General features: G+C 74.1%; 18 protein-coding genes. 11 read left to right on the forward strand and 7 right to left on the reverse strand.

The genetic code is table 11. From position 1 onward, the window contains the following. On the forward strand, positions 1-87 hold an 87-nt coding region (locus ACT3SP_RS16030), incomplete at its 5' end, for a 30S ribosomal protein bS22 (protein ID WP_444588357.1). A 127-nt stretch (positions 88-214) separates the two neighbouring features. Here the strand turns inward: ACT3SP_RS16030 and ACT3SP_RS16035 are convergent. Together ACT3SP_RS16035 and ACT3SP_RS16040 are read right to left on the reverse strand one after the other, a co-directional pair. Continuing rightward, positions 215-535: a glutaredoxin family protein gene (locus ACT3SP_RS16035; RefSeq protein WP_444588303.1), complete on the reverse strand. Its 321-nt coding sequence runs from the start codon at positions 533-535 to the stop codon at positions 215-217. A gap of 94 nt (positions 536-629) precedes the next feature. Then, entirely contained in the window at positions 630-1,160 is a 531-nt protein-coding gene (locus ACT3SP_RS16040; RefSeq protein WP_444588304.1) for a YceI family protein, read from the reverse strand. A 128-nt stretch (positions 1,161-1,288) separates the two neighbouring features. Between ACT3SP_RS16040 and ACT3SP_RS16045 the strand changes: the two genes are divergently transcribed. The 6 genes from ACT3SP_RS16045 to ccsB all read left to right on the forward strand — a co-directional run bounded on the left by ACT3SP_RS16045 (position 1,289) and on the right by ccsB (position 6,838). Then, positions 1,289-1,852, forward strand: coding sequence for a MarR family winged helix-turn-helix transcriptional regulator (locus ACT3SP_RS16045; protein ID WP_444588305.1), 564 nt, complete (start codon positions 1,289-1,291; stop codon positions 1,850-1,852). An 82-nt stretch (positions 1,853-1,934) separates the two neighbouring features. Further along, on the forward strand, positions 1,935-2,582 hold the full coding sequence (locus ACT3SP_RS16050) for a histidine phosphatase family protein (RefSeq protein WP_444588306.1): 648 nt from the start codon (positions 1,935-1,937) through the stop codon (positions 2,580-2,582). Between the two features lie 8 nt (positions 2,583-2,590). Next, positions 2,591-3,193 (forward strand): TlpA family protein disulfide reductase, encoded by a 603-nt coding sequence (locus tag ACT3SP_RS16055; RefSeq protein ID WP_444588307.1) that lies wholly within the window; start codon positions 2,591-2,593, stop codon positions 3,191-3,193. Then, positions 3,190-4,008 (forward strand): cytochrome c biogenesis CcdA family protein, encoded by an 819-nt coding sequence (locus ACT3SP_RS16060; RefSeq protein ID WP_444588308.1) that lies wholly within the window; start codon positions 3,190-3,192, stop codon positions 4,006-4,008. The genes ACT3SP_RS16055 and ACT3SP_RS16060 overlap by 4 nt, the downstream gene beginning before the upstream one ends. Beyond that, entirely contained in the window at positions 4,008-5,738 is a 1,731-nt protein-coding gene (gene resB / locus ACT3SP_RS16065; protein ID WP_444588309.1) for a cytochrome c biogenesis protein ResB, read from the forward strand. The genes ACT3SP_RS16060 and resB overlap by 1 nt, the downstream gene beginning before the upstream one ends. Then, complete coding sequence (gene ccsB, locus ACT3SP_RS16070; protein ID WP_444588310.1) at positions 5,735-6,838, forward strand: c-type cytochrome biogenesis protein CcsB; 1,104 nt, start codon at positions 5,735-5,737, stop codon at positions 6,836-6,838. The genes resB and ccsB overlap by 4 nt, the downstream gene beginning before the upstream one ends. An 86-nt stretch (positions 6,839-6,924) precedes the next feature. Here the strand turns inward: ccsB and ACT3SP_RS16075 are convergent, their stop codons facing one another. Beyond that, positions 6,925-7,272, reverse strand: coding sequence for a PLD nuclease N-terminal domain-containing protein (locus tag ACT3SP_RS16075; protein WP_444588311.1), 348 nt, complete (start codon positions 7,270-7,272; stop codon positions 6,925-6,927). Between the two features lie 96 nt (positions 7,273-7,368). Between ACT3SP_RS16075 and ACT3SP_RS16080 the strand changes: the two genes are divergently transcribed. Beyond that, positions 7,369-7,704, forward strand: a complete 336-nt coding sequence (locus tag ACT3SP_RS16080; protein ID WP_444588312.1) for a DUF4229 domain-containing protein — start codon at positions 7,369-7,371, stop codon at positions 7,702-7,704. Here the strand turns inward: ACT3SP_RS16080 and ACT3SP_RS16085 are convergent. The 4 genes from ACT3SP_RS16085 to ACT3SP_RS16100 form a co-directional block, all read right to left on the reverse strand. Continuing rightward, positions 7,685-8,581: a 1,4-dihydroxy-2-naphthoate polyprenyltransferase gene (locus ACT3SP_RS16085; RefSeq protein ID WP_444588313.1), complete on the reverse strand. Its 897-nt coding sequence runs from the start codon at positions 8,579-8,581 to the stop codon at positions 7,685-7,687. The genes ACT3SP_RS16080 and ACT3SP_RS16085 overlap by 20 nt on opposite strands. Positions 8,582-8,730: 149 nt before the next feature. Next, complete coding sequence (locus ACT3SP_RS16090; RefSeq protein ID WP_444588314.1) at positions 8,731-10,056, reverse strand: AMP-binding enzyme; 1,326 nt, start codon at positions 10,054-10,056, stop codon at positions 8,731-8,733. Between the two features lies 1 nt (position 10,057). After that, a complete protein-coding gene (locus tag ACT3SP_RS16095) occupies positions 10,058-11,053 on the reverse strand; it encodes a 1,4-dihydroxy-2-naphthoyl-CoA synthase (protein ID WP_444588315.1) in 996 nt (331 codons plus the stop codon). Continuing rightward, positions 11,050-11,688 carry a GNAT family N-acetyltransferase gene (locus ACT3SP_RS16100; protein WP_444588316.1) on the reverse strand — a complete coding sequence of 213 codons (639 nt, stop codon included), beginning with the start codon at positions 11,686-11,688 and terminating at the stop codon, positions 11,050-11,052. Before ACT3SP_RS16100 ends, ACT3SP_RS16095 begins: the two co-directional genes overlap by 4 nt. Positions 11,689-11,742: 54 nt before the next feature. On the opposite strand from ACT3SP_RS16100, the gene ACT3SP_RS16105 reads away from it, so the two are divergent. Genes ACT3SP_RS16105 through ACT3SP_RS16115 form a run of 3 tightly spaced genes read left to right on the forward strand, consistent with a single transcriptional unit; the run spans position 11,743 to position 16,011 of the window. Next, the gene (locus ACT3SP_RS16105) at positions 11,743-12,720 is read left to right on the forward strand and encodes an o-succinylbenzoate synthase (protein ID WP_444588317.1); all 978 of its coding nucleotides are present in this window, start codon (positions 11,743-11,745) and stop codon (positions 12,718-12,720) included. Positions 12,721-12,775: 55 nt separating this feature from the next. Next, a complete protein-coding gene (menD, locus tag ACT3SP_RS16110; RefSeq protein WP_444588318.1) occupies positions 12,776-14,617 on the forward strand; it encodes a 2-succinyl-5-enolpyruvyl-6-hydroxy-3-cyclohexene-1-carboxylic-acid synthase in 1,842 nt (613 codons plus the stop codon). Next, a complete protein-coding gene (locus tag ACT3SP_RS16115) occupies positions 14,605-16,011 on the forward strand; it encodes a trypsin-like peptidase domain-containing protein (protein ID WP_444588319.1) in 1,407 nt (468 codons plus the stop codon). Before menD ends, ACT3SP_RS16115 begins: the two co-directional genes overlap by 13 nt. The last annotated feature ends 40 nt before the right edge of the window (positions 16,012-16,051 follow it).

Here is a 16,051-nt window from a genome sequence, read left to right on the forward strand (position 1 = left end):
GTCAAGAAGCGACGCAAGCGCATGTCCAAGAAGAAGCACCGCAAGCTGCTTCGCAAGACCCGCCACCAGCGTCGCAACAAGAAGTGAGCGCAGTGTGACATGCATCGGCCCCCACCACGAGGTGGGGGCCGATGCATGTCCGGGGCACGTCCACTGTGTCGGTGTCGGTGTCGGTGTCGGTGTCGGTGTCGGTGCCGCGGCTCGGGCCCGGCGGTCAGGCGCGTCCGGTGAGGCGGCGCCACCACGGTCGCCGGCTCAGGGCCGCGCGCAGTGCTGCGGCCTCGACCCGGTAGCGCGCATGGACCTTCCCGTCGACGATGATCACCGGGACGTCGTGGTCCCAGTCGGTCTGCAGCGCCGGGTCCTCGTCGATGTCGCGCACCTCCACGGTCGAGCCGACGCGATCCGCCTCGGCCCGCACCACCGGCAGCGCCTCCTCGCACAGGTGGCAGCCCTCGCGCGTGAGGAACAGGACGCGGGCGTCGGGATCCGACGGACGGGGGACGCGCGGGGCGCGTGAGGTGGAGCTGGACATGGAGCGCACCCTATCGGGGACGGGGGCGGGCCGCCCGCAGCAGCGGACGGCCCGTCGTGGCCCGGCGGCGCACGGCGCGCCGCGGAGGGGAGGGTCAGGCGGCGGTCGGCGCGGTGAACTCGGCCTCGATGAGGATCTTGACGTCGTCGGCGACCAGCACGCCGCCGGCCTCGAGGGCGGCGTTCCAGGTCAGCCCGAAGTCCTTGCGGGAGATCGTGGTCTCGCCGGTGAAGCCCGCGCGGTAGGTGCCGAAGGGGTCGGTGGCCGCACCCTCGTAGGAGAAGTCGAGGGAGACCTGCCGGGTGGTGTCGCGGATGGTGAGGTCACCGGTGAGGGTGTCGCCCGAGACCTCGGTGGAGACGAAGGTGATCTCCGGATGGCTCTCGGCGTCGAAGAAGTCGCCGCTGCGCAGGTGGTTGTCGCGATCCTGGTTCGAGGTGGTGACCGAGGCCGTCTTCAGGGTGGCGGTGAAGGACAGGTTCTCGCCGCCCTCGCCGACCACCAGGGATCCCTCGACGTCGGTGAACTGGCCGCGGGCCTTGGAGATGCCGGCATGGCGCACGGTGAAGGCCGTGGACGTGTGCGCGGGGTCGAGGGTCCAGGTGCCGGGGGTGAGGTCGGTCATGTGGTGGTCTCCTTGAGAGGATCGGGGCAGAGGTGATCGAAGGACTCGACCACGAAGCTTATGCTTGAAACATAAACTAAAATGGGGGATGATGGCAACAGGCCCGTCCCATGGAAGAGGAAAACGTGATGCACGACACCAAGTCAAGCGGTGGGGGGCGCTCCGCTCAGGAGCGGCCCTCCGCCTCCGAGGAGCTCTGGTTGACGCCCAGCGAGCAGACGGCATGGCGCACCTTCCTGTACGCCACCACCCTGTTGAACGATCGCTTCAGCGACGCCCTGCAGTCCGACCCCGAGATCGACCTGACGCTCGGCGAGTACGAGATCCTGGTGCGTCTGTCCGAGGCGGAGGGCAGGTTCCTGCGCATGTCCGAGCTCGCGGACAAGGTGGTCCACTCCCGCTCGCGCCTGACCCACACCATCACCCGGATGGAGAAGCGGGGGCTCGTGGAGCGGGTGCGCTGCTCGGCCGACGGCCGCGGGCGACAGGCGCAGCTGACCGCTGAGGGCGCCGCGATGCTCGACCGCGCCGCCCCCACGCACGTCCGCTCCGTGCGCGAGCACCTCCTCGACGTCGTCGGGCACGAGGACCTTCTCGAGCTCGGCCGGATCCTGGGCAAGACGCTCGCCGAGGACGCCCCGATCGCGATCGGGTGTCCGGCACCTCACGGGAGCGCCGCCGCTCCCCGCTGATCCGGAGGTTCGGTTGGTACCGTGTGGCCGCCCGAGCCCGAGCTCGAGCCGGCCGCGCGAGAGCGAAGGAGACGCCGCCCCCATGAGCACCACCACGGTCCACCTCGTCCGCCACGGCGAGGTGCACAACCCCGAGCGCATCCTCTACGGGCGCCTGCCGGGGTACCGCCTCAGCGACCGCGGTGAGCAGATGGCCGAGCTGGTGGGCGAGCACCTCGCCGCGTCGGACGTCACCCTGGTCCGCTCCTCCCCGCTGCTGCGCGCCCAGCAGACCGCGGCCCCGATCGCCGCCGCCCACGACCTCGTGGTCGACACCGACCAGCGCCTCATCGAGTCCGGCAACCGCTTCGAGGGCCAGCGGATGGGGCACGGGGACGCGAAGCTCACCGACCCGCGCAACTGGCGCTGGTTCATCGACCCCTTCCGTCCGTCCTGGGGCGAGCCCTACCGGGAGCAGGTCGCCCGCGTGGTCTCCGCCGTCCACGACGCGCGCGCCGAGGCCGAGGGCCACGAGGCCGTGCTGGTCCTGCACCAGCTGCCGATCTGGGTCACCCGCCGCAGCGCCGAGGGCCGCCCTCTCGTCCACGACCCCCGCCGCCGCCAGTGCGGGCTGTGCTCCGTGACCAGCCTGCGCTTCGTCGGTCCTCACCTGGCCGACGTCGGCTACGCCGAGCCCGCCGCCGCGCTCTACGCCGGCGCGGTGGACGCGACCGGGGGCAGGCTGACGTGAGCGGAGCGATGATGCCGCGGCACGCGCCGCGCCGGACCCGACGGAGCCTGCTCGCCGCCGCCGGCGCCCTCCCCGCCGCGCTGCTGCTGGGCGGGTGCGGGACCGACACCAGCGACCGCTACGACTCCGGGGACGCCGGCTACATCTCCGGGGACGGCGTGGCCACCGAGATCGCGCCCGAGGAGCGCGGCGAGCCGCTCGACGTCGTCGGCACCACCTACGACGACGAGGACTTCGCCGCCGCCGACCACCGCGGCGAGGTGCTGGTCCTCAACGTCTGGTACGCCTCCTGCCCTCCCTGCCGCAAGGAGGCGCCCGACCTGCAGGCCATCCACGAGGACTACCAGGACCAGGGCGTGAGCCTCATCGGGGTCAACGTGCGCGACGCCGCCGGTCCCGCCCGCGCCTTCGAGGAGAAGTACTCCATCACCTATCCCTCGATGCCGGACGTCGACGCCGAGATCATGTACTCCCTGCGCGGCCAGGTCGCCCCCAACGCCGTGCCCTCCACCCTGGTCATGGACCGGGAGGGCCGGGTCGCGGCCCGCGTCTCCGGTGCCGCGGACCCCTCCGTGCTGCGCGCCATGATCGACACGGTGATCGCCGAATGACCCTCGCCGAGGTCGGGTCCGCCTTCCAGGCCACCGCGCTGTCCGGCTCGCTGCTGCTGGCGCTCGCGGTCGCCGCCGCCGCGGGGCTGGTCGCCTTCCTCTCGCCCTGCGTGCTGCCGGTGGTCCCCGGCTATCTCGGATACGTCTCCGGGCTCGCCGGCCAGGGCGCCGTCGCCGCGACCGGCGGGCATGCGAAGCGCCCCGCCGGAGCCCGCTCGCGTCCGGGGACCGGCCGGATGCTCGCCGGCAGCGCCCTGTTCGTGGCCGGCTTCGCCGTGGTGTTCATGGTGCTGGGCGGCTTCGCCGGGGCGCTCGGCTACCTGCTCCAGGAGCACGCGGTCTGGATCAACCGCATCGCCGGCGCCGTCGTGATCCTCATGGGGCTGCTGTTCATGGGAGTCTTCCCGAGCCTGTCGGCCACCCGCCCGGCCTCCTCCAAGCGCCCCGACGCCGGTCTGCTGGGCGCGCCGCTGATGGGCCTGATCTTCGGCCTGAGCTGGACCCCCTGCATCGGCCCCACCTATGCGGCGATCATCGCGCTCTCGCTCGACGGCGGCGGGGAGGGTGCGGCCCTGCGCGGCGGCGTCCTCGCCCTGGCCTACTCCCTGGGCCTGGGCATCCCCTTCGTGCTCTTCGCGCTGCTGTTCGAGCGGGCCCTGGGCGTGAGCCGGAAGCTGGCGGCCCATCGCCGCACCATCGGACTGCTCTCCGGGGCCCTGCTGATCGCGATCGGAGTGCTGCTGATGACCGGCGTGTGGTCGACCTGGATGAGTGAGCTGCAGGGAATGATCGCGACCTTCGAGCCGGTGGTGTGATGGAGCCCGATCGCACGAGCACGCAGGAGGACCAGGGGGGCACCGCCCCACGGACCTCCGGGGACAGCGGCTCCTGGAGCAGCAAGCCCGAGGTGGACGGCCGCGGGCCCGCGACCGTCCCCTCCCTGGGCCTGCGCGGCACGCTGCTGTTCCTGTGGCGCCAGCTGACCAGCATGCAGACGGCGCTGATCCTGCTCATGCTGCTGGCCATCGCCGCGGTGCCCGGGTCGCTGTACCCGCAGCGCGGCGTCAACCCGGCGCTGACCGAGCAGTTCCTCGAGGAGAACGGCGCCTGGGGGGAGTTCCTCGACGCGGCGGGCTTCTTCGACGTCTTCTCCTCGCCCTGGTTCTCCGCGATCTACCTGCTGCTGTTCATCTCGCTGATCGGCTGCATCGTGCCGCGGGTGGGCGTGCACCTCAAGCAGCTGCGCGCGAGGCCCCCGCGCACCCCGTCGCGCCTGACCCGCTTCGCGGGCCACACCCGGATCGAGCTGCCGGGGGCGGACGCCGTCGCCCTGCTCGAGCGTGCCCGCCGCTCCCTGCGTCGCTCCCGCTATCGCACCGAGGTGCGCGAGGAGACGAGCTCGCGCTCCGTCAGCGCCGAGCGCGGCCTGCTGCGCGAGAGCGGCAACCTGCTGTTCCACATCGCCCTGGTCGGTGTGCTGATTAGCATCGCCGGAGGCACGCTGACCAGCTATCGCGGGCAGGTCACGGTCATCGAGGGGGACGGCTTCGCGAACTCGCTGACCCAGTACGACTCCTTCGAGTCCGGCGCCTGGTTCGACGAGGCCGACATGCCGGACTTCCGCCTCACCCTGGACGATTTCCGCGCCACCTACGTCCAGCCCGACGAGGCCGGCACCGTGGGCGAGCCGCGCTCCTTCGAGGCCGACGTCGTGGTCAGCGCCCCCGGCGAGGAGGATCTCTCCCGCACCGTGCAGGTCAACAAGCCGCTGCACGTCGACGGCGCCTCGATGTACCTGCTCGGCAACGGCTACGCCCCCGAGGTCACCGTGACCGACCCCGAGGGGAGCGTCGTCGCCGAGGGCCCGGTGATCACGGTGCCGATGGGGGACACCGGCTACACCTCCCAGCTGGTGATCAAGGCGCCCGACGCCGAGCCCGAGCAGACCGCCGTGGTCGGCTTCTTCCTGCCCACCGGCACCATCGATGAGCAGGGTCCGCGCTCGCTCTACCCCGACGCCCTGGACCCGCAGCTCGCCGTCACCGTCCATCAGGGCGATCTGGGCCTGGACACCGGCGTCCCGCAGAACGCCTACGAGGTGGACATCTCGACCCTCACCCCGGTCACGGGGGAGGACGGCGACCCGGTGCTGATCCGGCTCTACCCCGGCCAGGAGTACGCGCTGCCGGACGGCTCCACGGTGAGCTTCGACGGCCTGCGCCGCTACGCCGCCTTCGACATCGCCCACGATCCCTTCGAACGCTGGGTGCTCATCAGCTCCCTGGTCGCCGTCGGCGGGCTGATCCTCTCGCTCTTCGTGCCCCGACGGCGCGTGTGGGTGCGGGTGCGCGCGACGGACTCCGGAGCGGTGCTCGAGGTGGCCGGACTCGCCCGCAGCGACGACCCCTCCCTGGAGGAGGACGTGCGGAACCTGGCCTCGGCGCTCGCCGAGGGGCAGGATGGACCCCATGACGCGACGCGGGAGACCGCGCAGCAGCGGCCCTCACGGGCCGCGGACGACCCCGTTGAAGGAAGTGCACAGTGATCGATGAGCAGCTGGCGGAGATCTCGAACCTCGCCCTCGTGGTGACGATCGTCCTCTACGTGCTCGCCCTGATCGGCTTCGGCGCCGATCTCGCCTCGACCTCCCAGCGGCGCAGCGACGAGCGCCTCGCCGCCCGGGAGCGCGGGAGGACCGCGAGGTCCCTGCAGACGGCCGCGGTGAGCGCCGGGCCCGACAGCAGTGCCGCCGTGCCCTGGAGCAGTGCCGCCGGGTCCGACAGCAGTGCTGCCGGGTCCTCCAGCAGTGCTGCCGTGCCGGGGAGCAGTGCCGCCGGCACCGCGACCGGCACCATGACCGCGCAGAGGTTCGCCTTCCTGCTCGCGGGAGCGGCGACCGTTCTGCACGTGCTGGGCGTGGTGACCCGGGCGCTCGCGACCGAGCGCGTGCCGTGGGCGAACATGTACGAGTTCGCGACCACCAGCACCGCGGTGGTCATGCTCGCCTTCTTCGTCTTCAGCCTCCGGCGGCTCGAGCTGCGCGCGCTGGGGACCTTCGTGGTCGGCCCCGTGCTCCTGGTGCTCCTGCTCGCCCAGACCTTCTGGATCGTGCCGGCCGCTGCGCTCACCCCGAGCCTGCAGAACTCGCACTGGATCTACATCCACATCGGCGTCGCGATCATCGCCACCGCGCTGTCCATCCTCGGTGCCGTGATCGCCGCGCTGCAGCTGCTGCAGGCCCGCCACGAGCGGGCTCTGGTGGAGAAGGTCTCCGCAGGGGAGGACCACCCCGAGCACTGGGGACGGTTCGGCCATGTGCTGGACCGGCTGCCCTCCTCGACGGTGCTCGAGTCGCTGAGCTTCCGCATCCACTCGGTGGCCTTCGTGTGCTGGACCTTCACCCTCATCTTCGGGGCGATCTGGGCACGAGAGGCCTGGGGCCGGTTCTGGGGCTGGGACCCCAAGGAGGTGTGGACCTTCATCATCTGGGTGATCTACGCCGCCTACCTCCACGCCCGCGCGACCGGCGGGTTCCGCGGCAGCCGTGCGGCGGGACTGGCCCTGGCCGGCTTCGTGGCCGTGGTCTTCAACTACACGATCGTCAACACGGTGATCAACGGCCTGCACTCGTACTCGGGACTCTGAGGGCTCGTCCTCGGGTCTCTGCGTCCTCGGGTCTCTGAGGGCTCTGGCTCTCCCCGCGAGGGCGCGGACGGTGAGCGGCGCGCGGCTCAGCCGGCGCGCGGCCCCGGGTCCGTCGGCGGCTCCTCGCCGCCGTCCTGCTCGCGGCGCTCGCGGCGCTCACGGCGGATGTCCTCGTCGAGCTTGCGCAGGAAGTCGGGGTCCTCGTCGGGAGCGAGCGGTCCGCGCCGCGGGTCCTTCCCGCCGCCTCCGCCGAGCTTGCGCTCCTTGCCCACGAACAGCCAGGTGATCGGTCCCACCCAGGGGATCAGCACGATCAGCACGATCCAGGCCCATTTGGGCAGGCCGCGGACCTTCTCGTCCTGCGTCTGCACGCAATCGGCGAGCGCGAAGACGGTCAGGGCGATGGAGAGAACTGCGATGATGCCGCGGGCCATGGCAGAAGTCTAGGCAACGCACCTGATCGCGGGGTGGACGGCTGCTGCGGAGGCGTCCCCGAGGCGGCACCCAGGGCGGAGAACTACGCTGGGGGCATGCGCCACTTCCTGCTCTACGCCGTCATCCGACTGGGCCTGTGGGCCCTGCTCTGGTGGCTGCTGGCCCTGGCCGGAGTCGGGGTGATGCTGGCCGGGGTGCTCGCGGCGCTGATCGCGATGCTGATCTCGATCCTGTTCCTGGACCGGCTGCGGGACGCCGCCGCGATGCGGTGGAAGGCGGCCGACGAGCGGCGGGCCGAGCGCCGCGGCCCGGTGGTCGACGAGGACGCCGAGTTCGAGGACTCCCTGCTGGACGAGACGCCCCCGACGGACGACGCCGCGGGGCGGGATCCCCTCACCGGGCCGGACGAGGTCACAGGACCAGGCCGATGAGCAGCAGCAGGGAGTAGACCAGCTCGAGCCGCCCGGTGGCCCCGAGCACGGGGATCAGGTCCCGCCCGCGGGCGCCGCGCAGCACGCTGCGCAGCGGACGCAGGGCGAGCGGCAGCGCCAGCAGCACCAGCAGGACCGCCGGCCGCTCCGCCATCACCGGCACCATCAGCGCGAAGGGCACCAGCAGCGTCGCGGCGTACAGACCCCGGGTGCCGCGCTGACCGAGCCGCACCGCGAGCGTGCGCTTGCCGGCGAGCTCGTCGGTGGGGATGTCGCGCAGGTTGTTGGTGAGCATGAGAGCGACCGCGAGCAGACCGATCGCGATCGAGGCCAGCAGAGCCACCCAGCTGGGCTGCGCGGTCATCGCATAGGCGGTGCCGTTGACGGCGACCAGACCGAAGAACACGAAGACGAACAGCTCGCCGAGTCCGAGATAGCCGTAGGGGCGCTTCCCGCCGGTGTAGGACCAGGCGGCGGCGATGGCGGCGGCGCCGACCACCAGCGCCCACCAGATCTGGGCGAGGGCGATGAGCGCCAGTCCGAACAGGCCGCCGAGGGCGAGGGAGACGATCGCGGCGCGCTTGACGGTCGCGGGCCGGGCGGCACCGGAGCCGGTGAGGCGGAAGGGGCCGACGCGGTCGTCGTCGGTGCCGCGGATCCCGTCGGAGTAGTCGTTGGCGAAGTTCACGCCGATCTGCAGGGAGAAGGACACGGCCAGGGCGAGCAGCGCCCGCGGGACCACCATCGACCAGTCGACGCTCCCGTGCAGCTCCTCGAGCTGCCAGGCGGCGGCACCGGTGCCCGCGGCGACCGGCGCCAGCGCGGCCGGCAGGGTGCGGGGACGGGCGCCCTGCACCCACTGGGACAGGCTGGCCATCATGCTCCTTGTGCGGTTGTGCGGTTGTGCGGTTGTGCGGTTGTGCGGTTGTGCGGTTGTGCGGTTGTGCGGTCGTGGGCTCGGCTCGTGCGGACTCGGGGGCCGGACGACGGCCCGTTCGAGGATACGCCGCGGTCAGCGAGCGGCCCTCAGCGTCCGACGGCGAGGCGGAGGGCCGCGGCGCGGTCGATCTTCCCGATCCCGCGCAGCGGCAGCTCGGGGACCGCATGGACCCGCTTGGGGATCATGTGGGCGGGCAGCTCGGAGGTGCGCAGGGCCGAGCGCACGAGCGAGGTCGCCTCCGCCGGGTCCAGCCCCTCCTCGAGGGTGACCAGCGCCTCGATGCGCTGGCCCCACTCGGGATCGGGCACCCCCACCACCACGGCGGCGCGCACCATGTCGCGCAGCATGAGCGAGCGGTCGATCGCGCGCTCCACGTCCTGGGGGAGGACCTTGCGGCCCCCGGTGGTGATGACGTCGTCGGCCCGGCCCAGCACCGTCAGGTGCCCGTCCGCGGAGAGCTCGGCGAGGTCCGAGGTGAGGACGGCGCGCGGCGGCCCGGGGGAGAAGCCGGAGTCGTCCCGGTCGCCGTCGGCGGTGAGATAGCCCAGCGCCAGGGTGGGGGAGAGGATCCGCAGCCGTCCTGCGCCGTCGGGGTCCGGTCGGTCGATCTCCAGAGCCACCCCGGGCAGCGGGCGGCGGTCGTAGACGCAGCCGCCGGCGGTCTCCGAGGAGCCGTAGGTGGTGCGCACGGCGATCCGCTGCGCGCGGGCGCGGGCGAGCACGTCCGGGGCGGTGGCCGCGCCGCCCACGAGCACGGCCGCGAAGCGCCGCAGCAGCGAGCGGGCGCGGGCGTCGGCGCCGGTGGAGCCGGTGACGATCCGCGTCAGCTGGGTGGGCACGAGCGAGGTGAGGGCGGGGAGCCCGGCCCGGGCGGCCTGGTCGAGGGCGGGCTCGGCGAGCCGGGCGAAGGCGGCGGCGTCGAAGTGACCGCGCAGGTCCCCCAGCGGGTCCGGCAGCGCGGCGGAGGACAGGCCGAGGACCTGGGCGGTGCGATGGGCGCGGGCGAGGACCTGCACCCCGGCGATGTGGGTGGGCGGCAGCAGCGGCAGCCAGAAGCCGTGGCCGCGGGCGTCCCCGGCAGGGCCCGGCGCGACCGAGCCGTCGAGGTCGGGACCGGCGGCGAGGAGCCGGGCGGTGGCGTCCTGGGAGGCGAGCAGGGCGTCGAGGCCGAGCGCGACCGCCTTGGCGTTCCCCGTCGAGCCGGAGGTCGGCACCACCAGGGCGGCGTCCTCGAGGCCGGCCGGCAGGCGGGCGGGCGGAGCGAACGGCCCCAGCCACAGCCGGGCCCGGCCGGCCAGCATCTCGCCGATCGCGGCCGAGTGCGCGGCCAGCGACGCCGCCGAGGCGTCGTAGCGCGGAGGCACCAGCCAGGGCGGCCCGGCCTCCTCGGCGCCCGTGTCGGAGCGCGTCATCTCAGCCCTGCGGGTGCGGGAAGGCGGACCAGTCCGCGTCGCGCTTCTCGAGGAAGGCGTCGCGGCCCTCGGCGGCCTCGTCGGTCATGTACGCCAGACGCGTGGCCTCCCCGGCGAAGACCTGCTGGCCCATCAGCCCGTCGTCGGCGAGGTTGAAGGCGAACTTCAGCATCCGGATCGCCTGCGGGGACTTGGTGGCGATGGTCGCGGCCATCGCGAGAGCCTCGTCCTCGAGGTCGGCGTGGTCGACGACGCGGTTCACGGCGCCCCAGTCGTGGGCCTCCTGGGCGGAGTACTCCTCGGCGAGGAAGAAGATCTCGCGGGCCCGCTTCTGTCCCACCTGCTTGGCGAGATAGGCGGAGCCGTAGCCGCCGTCGAAGGAGCCGACGTCGGCATCGGTCTGCTTGAAGCGGGCGTGCTCGCGGGAGGCGATCGAGAGGTCGGAGACGACGTGCAGGGAGTGGCCGCCGCCCGCCGCCCAGCCGCCCACCACGGCGATGACCACCTTGCCCATGGTGCGGATCAGGCGCTGCACCTCGAGGATGTGCAGGCGGCCGGAGGAGCCCGTGCGCACCTGCACGGTCTCGCCGTACTCCTCCTGCTCGGCGTACTCGTAGCCGGCGCGCCCGCGGATCCGCTGGTCCCCGCCGGAGCAGAAGGAGTGGCCGCCGTCCTTGGGGGAGGGGCCGTTGCCGGTCAGCAGGACGACGCCCACCCCGGTGTCCAGGCGCGCATGGTCCAGCGCCCGGAACAGCTCGTCGACCGTGCGGGGTCGGAAGGCGTTGCGCACCTCGGGCCGGTCGAAGGCGATCCGCACCGCGGGCAGGTCGCGCTCGGTGCGCTCGCCGTCCGGGGACTCGATCCGCTCGACGGCCCGGTGGTAGGTGATGTCGGTCAGCTCGAGTCCGCCGTGCTCGCGCGCGGGGACCTCCCGCCAGCGACGCGGATCGAAGGTGTCGGAGACCCGAGGGGGCAGCGGGGAGGGCGCGGTCGTCATGGCCTCCAGGGTAGTGGGGGCGCGGCCGGTGGCGGATCGTTCACCAGGCGACCGCAGGTGAGCACGTCGTGCCGCTCACCGTCGATGAGGAACTTCTCCCGCTCCCGCCCCTCCTGCACGAAGCCGGCCGCACGGGCCACCGCCCCGGAGGCCGGATTGTTCGCCCGGTGCCCGAGCTCGAGCCGCTCGAGGCCCCAGCCGCCCTCGGCCGAGGGGCGCAGCGCACGGTCCGCGACCGTCGCGGCCGCGCGGGAGGCCAGTCCGCGACCACGGTGGGCGGCGTGCAGCCAGTAGAAGAACCAGCCCAGACGGTTCCCGGGGTCGATGTCGAGGGCCACCAGGCCCACGAGCGTGCCGGGGCCGGCGCGGTCGCCCGCGGAGTCCGCGATCGCCACCGCGCGACGGTCCTCCGCGAGCAGCCAGGCGACCTGCTCCCGGGCCTGCTCGAGCGTGGTCACGAGGCCCTGGCGGGCCATGTCCGCCGCCGAGCGGTGGGCCTCGAGCACGGAGGGCGCGTCCTCCTCGCGGACGGGACGCAGGTGGTAGCGGTCCTCCGTCCGGTCGGCGCCGCGGGGCAGGTCGGCGCCGCGGGGCGGGACGCTCTCGGGGCGACGGGCAGCAGGGGAGGATCTCACCGCTCCATCCTGCCCGCTTCGTGCCGCGCCGGCCCACTGATTACCCTCGGGGACATGCGCATCCCCACCGCACTGGCCGAGCGCGGCATCGACCGCGCGCTCGCCTGGTCCATCCCCATGACCACCCGGTTCCGCAGGATCACGGAGCGGGACGGCGTCCTGCTGCACGGCCCGGCCGGCTGGTCGGAGTTCTCCCCCTTCGCCGATTACGACGCCCACGAGTCGGCGGCGTGGCTGGGGGCCGCGCTCGAGGACGCCGCCGTCGAGCGTCCCGCCCCGCTGCGGGAGGAGATCGAGGTCAACGCGACCATCCCCGTGGTCCCGCCGGTCCTCGCCCACCGCATCGCCCGCGTGGGCGGCGCCCGCACCGCCAAGGTCAAGGTCGCCGATCCCGGCTCCACCCTCGCCGAGGACGCCGAGCGCCTCGAGGCCGTGCGCGACGCCCTCGGCCCGGACGCCCGCCTGCGCGTCGACGCCAACGCCGCCTGGACCCTCGAGGAGGCGCTCACGGCGCTGCCGGTCCTCGAGCGTGCCGCCGGCGGCCTCGAGTACGCCGAGCAGCCCTGCGCCGCGCTCGAGGACCTCGCCGCCCTGCGCCGTCGGCTCGACGTGCCGATCGCCGCCGACGAGTCCGTGCGCCGGGCCGAGGACCCGCTGCGGGTGGCGCGCGCCGAGGCCGCCGACCTGCTGGTGATGAAGGTCCAGCCGCTCGGCGGGGTCCGCCGCTGCCTCGAGCTCGCCGAGCAGGCGGGGCTGCCGGTGGTGGTCTCCTCCGCCCTCGAGAGCAGCGTCGGCCTCAGCGCCGGTCTCGCGCTCGCCGCCGCCCTGCCGGAGCTGCCCCACGCCTGCGGGCTCGCCACCGCGACCCTGCTCACCGGCGACCTGGTCGAGGCGCCACTGCACGCGTCGGGAGGCATGCTGCCGGTCGACCGGCCCGCGCCGGCCGCGCACCTGCTCGAGCGCCACGCCGCCGATGCCGGGCTCACCGCGCGCTGGGAGCAGCGTCTGGACGCCTGCGCCGCGCACCTCTGAGCGGCGGACGACACCCGGGCGCGCACCCCGTCGGCCGCCGCACTACCCTGGCGGGGTGCATGATCGAGACCTCCCCGCCGCCGCGCCGACGTGGATCGACGCGCCGCGACCCACCGGGTCCGGCGCCGTCGACCAGTCCGTCGCGCTGTGGAGCGCGCTGGCCGCGCTCGGCGTGCGCGAGGCGGTGCTCGCCCCCGGGTCCCGCTCGGCGCCCCTGGTGTACGGGCTCGATGCCGTTGAGGTCGCCGGCGCCATCCGGGCGCACGTGCGCATCGACGAGCGCGCCGCGGCGTTCACCGCGCTCGGCATCGGCCGTCACGATCCGGCGCATCCCGCGGCCGTGGTCACCACCTCCGGCACCGCCACCGCGCACCTGCACGCCGCGGTGATGGAGGCCCACCACGCGCGGATCCCGCTGCTCGTGCTCACCGCGGACAGGCCCGCGGAGCTGCGGGAGGTGGGCGCGAACCAGACCACGCGTCAGGCCGGCATGTTCCGCTCCCTGACGCGCTTCGCGGTAGATCTGCCCGCCCCCACCGCCGACCGGGCCACCCCGCTCGAGCTGCGCACGGCCGTCTCCACCGCGGCCCGGGCCCTCGCCGCCGCGACCGCGGAGCATCCCGGCCCCGTGCACCTGAACCTCTCCTTCCGCGACCCGCTGGTGCCGCGGCCCGAGCAGGCAGAGAAGGCACAGCAGGCAGAGAAGGCAGAGAAGGCAGAGAAGGCACAGCAGGCAGAGCACGCCGAGCAGCCGGCGGCCGAGCGTCCCGTCGGCCCCGGGACCGGGGCGGCACCGCGGGAGCGGATCGTCCTGACCCGGCGCGCCGCCCCGACCGCCCCCGCACCGCACCCGGTCCCGGTCTCCGGCCGCACCGTGGTGGTCGCGGGCGACGGGGCGGGGCCCGAGGCGGCCCGTCTCGCCGCCCGGCACGGGCTGCCGCTGCTGGCAGAGCCCAGTTCGGGCGCCCGGCACGGAGAGACCCACGTGCCCGGCTATCCCGCGCTCCTCGCCGAGGTGATGGCCGATCCGCGCCATCCCCTGCGCCCTCGGCGGGCGATCGTGCTGGGCCGGCCCACGCTGTCGAGGTCGGTGGTCGGCTCCCTGCTCGGCGCGGAGGACGTCGAGGTGATCGTGGTCGACGCCCAGCTCGACTGGCCGGACGTCTCCCGGCGCGCCCACCTCGTGGTGCCCGCAGCGGTGGGGGAGGAGAGCACCGACGGCGCGCAGGGGGAGAGGTCCGAGGGCCCCGCGCACCGCGGAGCGCACCTCGACGCCTGGCGCGCGGCGGCCACGGCCGCCCGCGCCGCGCAGCCGGAGCCCGACTGGCAGCAGCGCGCCGCCCTCGCCGTCTGGGACGCCGCGGGCGCGGAGGACGTGCTGGTGCTGGGCTCCTCGAGTCTGATCCGCGACCTCGAGCAGCGCGCGGGGGCCACCGGGGCCCGGGTCCTCGCCGACCGCGGCCTCGCCGGGATCGACGGCACCACCGCGATGGCCGGGGGCCTCGCGCTGGCCCGCGGCGCCGTGGGACGGGTGCGGCTGCTGGTCGGAGACCTCACCGCCCTGCACGACCTCACCGGACTGCTGATCGGCCCCGAGGAGCCCCGCCCCGAGCTCGACGTCGTGGTGGTGGACGACGGCGGGGGCCGGATCTTCTCCGGTCTCGAGCACGCCGCCGCCCCGCCGGAGCTGCTGCGCCGCTTCTTCACCACCCCGCACGGCGCCGACATCGCCGGCGCCGCCGCCGCGCTCGGCGCCGCGGCGCACCGCCTGAGCGCGGACGAGCTTCCCGCCGCCCTCGCCCGCCCCGCCCGCGGACTGCGCGTGCTGGTCGTCCAGGAGACGCCCAGCACGGTCCCGAGGAACTCTTCGGCAGAGGTGCTGACATGGACCCCATGAAGGACGAGCACGCACCGGACCAGCATCCCGCCCCCTGGGACGAGCGCACGGGGCCTGAGCCGTCCGCGCCGTCCGCGCCGACGCCCTCCTACGACGCCCCCTGGGCCCGGCCGGCGACCGAGCCGGGGCCCTGGGCCGGTGCGCCGCCGGCTCCGGGGAGCGAGCCTGCGCCGACCGGGACGCCGACGACCGGGTTCGAGCCCGAGCCCGAGTTCGTGACCGGGTCCGTGCCTCCACCCGAGCCCGGGCCCGGGCAGGCGGCCGACCGGACCACGGGCCGGCGCGGCCCGGGCTGGATCGGGGTCACCGGCCTGGTGGCGCTCGGCATGCTGTTCTCCAGCGGTGCGACCCTCGGCGGGGTGGTGGTCTACGACCAGTTCCTCAGCCCGGAGCCCGCCGCCACCGCGCAGGAGTCCCCGGCCACCAGCACGGAGGCGCGACCCGCGGCGGCCGATTCCTCGCAGGGCGCCGACTGGGCGGCGATCGCCGAGCAGGTCTCGCCGAGCGCCGTCGCGATCCAGGTCTCCACCAGCGGGGGGACCAGCCAGGGCACCGGGGTGGTCCTCGACGAGCAGGGCACGATCCTGACCAACAACCACGTCGTCGACGGCGGGCAGACGGTGCAGGTGACGACCGCCGACGGTCTCAGCTACGCGGCCACGATCGTGGGCTCCGATCCCACCAGCGACCTCGCCGTGATCCGCCTGGACTCCCCGCCCGAGGGCCTGCAGCCCGCCACCTTCGCCGACTCCTCGACCGTCGAGGTGGGGCAGCCGGTGATGGCGCTGGGCACCCCGCTGGGGCTCGAGAACACCGTCACCACCGGCATCGTCTCCGCCGTCGACCGCCCGGTCACCGCCTCCGGCGAGGAGGCCGACGGCTCCGACACCACCTACTCCTCCGCGATCCAGACCGATGCGGCGATCAATCCCGGCAACTCCGGCGGGCCCCTCGTGGACGCCGCCGGCCAGGTGATCGGCATCAACACCGCGATCGCGGGCATCCCGGACGCCTCCGGACAGGCCGGCAGCATCGGGCTCGGCTTCGCGATCCCCTCCAACACCGCGATGATGATCGCCGAGCAGCTCGAGGAGGACGGCGCGGCGCAGCACGCCTTCCTCGGGGTGACGAGCCAGGACGGCTCCGCCTCCGACGGCGGGGGGACGTACCGCGGCGCCGAGGTGGTCAGCATCGAGCCGGGCAGCCCCGCGGCCGATGCGGACCTGCGGGACGGGGACCTCGTCATCGGCGTCGACGACGCCCCCGTGGGCGGCGCCGCGGCGCTGACCGGGGTGGTGCGCGGGCTCGAGATCGGCTCGACCCACCAGTTCCAGGTGGTGCGCGACGGCACGGTGCGGACCGTCGAGGTCACGCTGGGCGTGCGCCCCTCCTGACCGGGACAGGGCTGACCGGGACGGGGCCCCGTCGGCCGTC

The organism is Brachybacterium sp. AOP43-C2-M15, assembly GCF_052446295.1.
In the GTDB taxonomy this organism is placed as follows: Bacteria; Actinomycetota; Actinomycetes; order Actinomycetales; family Dermabacteraceae; genus Brachybacterium.